This window comes from Nocardia sp. NPDC056000, from assembly GCF_042269265.1.
Taxonomy (GTDB): domain Bacteria; phylum Actinomycetota; class Actinomycetes; order Mycobacteriales; family Mycobacteriaceae; genus Nocardia.
On the sequence record NZ_JBHJXS010000033.1, the window covers coordinates 1 to 2,846 of the forward strand.

The window sequence follows — 2,846 nt, forward strand, 5'->3', positions numbered from 1 at the left end:
GGAATGATCCGGTGCCGTACTGGGCGCTGAGTGATCTCCGATTCGCTTGTTCAGGGGGTGTGGGAGTCAATTCGACGATGCTGGGTTTGCCCTTGCATTCCGATCCGAAGGCCCAAGCCGACAAGATCGTTACGGCCACAGCTCATGCACTACGGCACGGCGCTTCCGGTCACACCTCTTGCATTACGGCCGGAGCCGCCGCGAGGGGGTCGACCACGGCGCGGGAGACTCCCCGTCATGAGCACCGCGCGACGCCGTCTCGGCACCGGCCCGAGCACCACCAGGAGCACGACGACGACGGACGCCGCACCGCGGCTGCTGCCCGTCGAGCGAGTGGTGCCGGACGCACTCCTGGGGGACGTCGAGCACCAGGACGTGCACGCGCGAAAAGGCCGGCGGACGCTCGGACCGGGGATCGACGCGACGCCCTCGGTCGGGGAACCGCTGGAGTCTCCAAACGGATAACTTGCTCGGCCCCCGGGCGGGCGCGGGAGCAATGCTCACGCGATAACTTGCTCCGCCCCCGGGGGACTCTTCGGACCCAACCTGCTGCTGACTTCCGGGCCGTAGATGACGGCAGCAAGTTGGTGCATACGGTTACCGTATGCGCGCTGATCGGGGACGATCAGCGGTCGGTCCGAGCACGGACCGGGGGAGTTTCGGAGGGGGATCTCGTGCGGCCACAGCGGGTGTTTCCGGAGCAGCGGCGGCGTACCCGGCGCAACGACGAGCCGCGTCCGCACCGCCTGAATCTCCGGCTCGGTGACGACGAGAAGGCAGCCGTCGAGGCCGCCGCGAAGCTCGCCCGGCTGACCCCCTCCAGCTACGCGGCGCACGTCGCCGGGTCCGTGGCGATGAGCACGCTGTGGCCGGTCCCGAGGACCCGGCGCGAGGAGCTGCGCGAGCTGCTTGCCGCCCGGATCGGGCTGACCCGGATCGGCACGAACCTGAACCAGATCGCGCGGACGCTGAACGCCGGCGGCGACGTCACCCAGGAGCAACTGGAGGCCGTTCTGCAGCGCGTCGGCGAGGCCGTGCGGCGGGTCGACGAGGCGACCGTCGTGAACATGCGGCGCCGCCAACCCGAACCGCCTGACCTCTGACCCCTCCGCCCGAAGGCGGTCAAGGGGTGACGGCGGGCGCTTCCACGGCAGGGCGGGGCGAGGGAGTGGTGCGGCGGCGCAGGCGGGCCTGGAGTTCGGCGGTGTCGACGGGGGCGTCGTCGTGCTCCTGGTCCTCGTGCTCGCGGCGGCGGCGTGCAGCTGCTTCCTCGCGGCGGCGGGCGAGGTTGTCGAGCATGTTCGTGTACGCCTCGGCGACCTGAGCGGCCGACAGGACTACCGCCGTGTCGGCGACGTCGGCCAGGGCGAGGATCTCGCGGACCCTGCCAGCGACGGCTTCCGGGTCGGTGTTGCCGTCCTTGCCCTCGGCGGCCTCCGTGGCTGCGAGGTCGAGGCCCTTGCGGGTGACGGCCGTCCAGCCTTCTTCGGCGATGGCGACGCCGGCGCGAAGCTCGCCGTCCTCGGCGTCCGAGCCGAACAGCATGTCGAGGTCGTCCTCGTGGGTGTCGCCGCCCTCGATGCCGAGCATCTGCCGCAGGTAGCGGGTCCATTCGATGGCCCGGCGGCCCTTGGTGGCCCGCTCGTACTCGTGCCACTTGGCCAGGTTCCACTCCAGCGTGCCGATGCCGGAGGCGCTGCCTTCCTCGCCGTCGTCGGGCACCCCGTTGGCCAGGTCGCCGATGCGGAAGAGGAGTTCGAACGGCGTGACGTTCTCCCCGGTGGCGGTCTTGAGGTCGGCGCGGGTCAGCTCCAGTGCGGGCTGCTTGCCGTCCTGGGTCTTGGCGATGTACTCGCCCAGGTCTTTGGCGTCGCGCTCGGTTTCCAGGCGCTTGAAGTCGATCGCGTGGCCCTTGCCGCCGCACGGGCAGTTGGTCCGGTCGCAGTCGTCCGACGGCCGCCACTTCGGGTTGATCCCCTGGAGGGCGCCGACCCAGACCGTCCGCCAGTGGTTCTGCCACTCGGTGAGCGCGTTCTCCGACGGCTCGAAGGTGCCGGCCACCCGCTTCTCGGCACGCTCGCCCGTGGTCCGGCCGCCGACGAGCACGATCGCGTGGATGTGCGGGTGCCAGCCGTTGGCGAGGCCGACGGTGACCTCTGTTGCGCGGATCATGCCGATGTAGCCGATCCGGCCGCGGATTCCCTCCGGGTCGCACTTCCGCCCGGCCCAGGTGCCGCCGGTGATGAGCCGCTGGTAGGCGCCCGCCTTCCGGCGGGTGGACGCCAGCTCAGCCTGCGTGGTGCGGAGATGGGCCTGCGCGTCGGCCAGCTCGCCCGCGGCTGCCTCCTTCGCGGCCGCCATCGCGGCGCGCTTCTGGCCCTTGGGCGCGGCAAGCCGGGCGGCGTTCACGGCGGCACGGGTCCGGTCGGTGACCTCCTGGAGGGTCGTCTCGGCAACGGCGACGTTGGCCTTGGCGACGCGGATCTCGGCGGCCGTGCCGGACCGGGAGCCCTGGAGGGCGTCCATCAGGCCGTCGAGTCGGTCCTTGGCCGCGTGCCGGGTGGTCAGCGTGACCAGGTAGGCGGTGCCGCCTCGGCGGATCCACTCGACTACGGCCTCCGTGATCTCCTCGGCCCGCTTGTGCCGGATGGTCGCCGCGCAGACGGGGCAGAGCCAGATCCGCCCGCAGCGCATGAGGCCCAGGACCACGGCGGTCCCGGATGCCGTCTGCCCGACGATGACGCCGGAGGCCGGGTCCATCAGGCTCCGGCCGCAGCCCTTGCACGCGGGGTCGCCGGTGATCCGCCACAGCGTCCGGCGTCCGGCGTACCGGCGCGACTTCCGGG

At 71.6% G+C, this 2,846-nt stretch carries 1 protein-coding gene and 1 pseudogene; one reads left to right on the forward strand and one right to left on the reverse strand.

The genetic code is table 11. The features are described from left to right. Positions 1-674 precede the first annotated feature (674 nt). A complete protein-coding gene (locus tag ACFC4D_RS46370; protein WP_376073312.1) occupies positions 675-1,103 on the forward strand; it encodes a MobC family plasmid mobilization relaxosome protein in 429 nt (142 codons plus the stop codon). A 1,399-nt stretch (positions 1,104-2,502) separates the two neighbouring features. On the opposite strand, the pseudogene ACFC4D_RS46375 reads toward ACFC4D_RS46370, so the two are convergent. Continuing rightward, positions 2,503-2,760: pseudogene (locus ACFC4D_RS46375) on the reverse strand (hypothetical protein); the annotation flags it as partial. Positions 2,761-2,846: the final 86 nt, after the last annotated feature.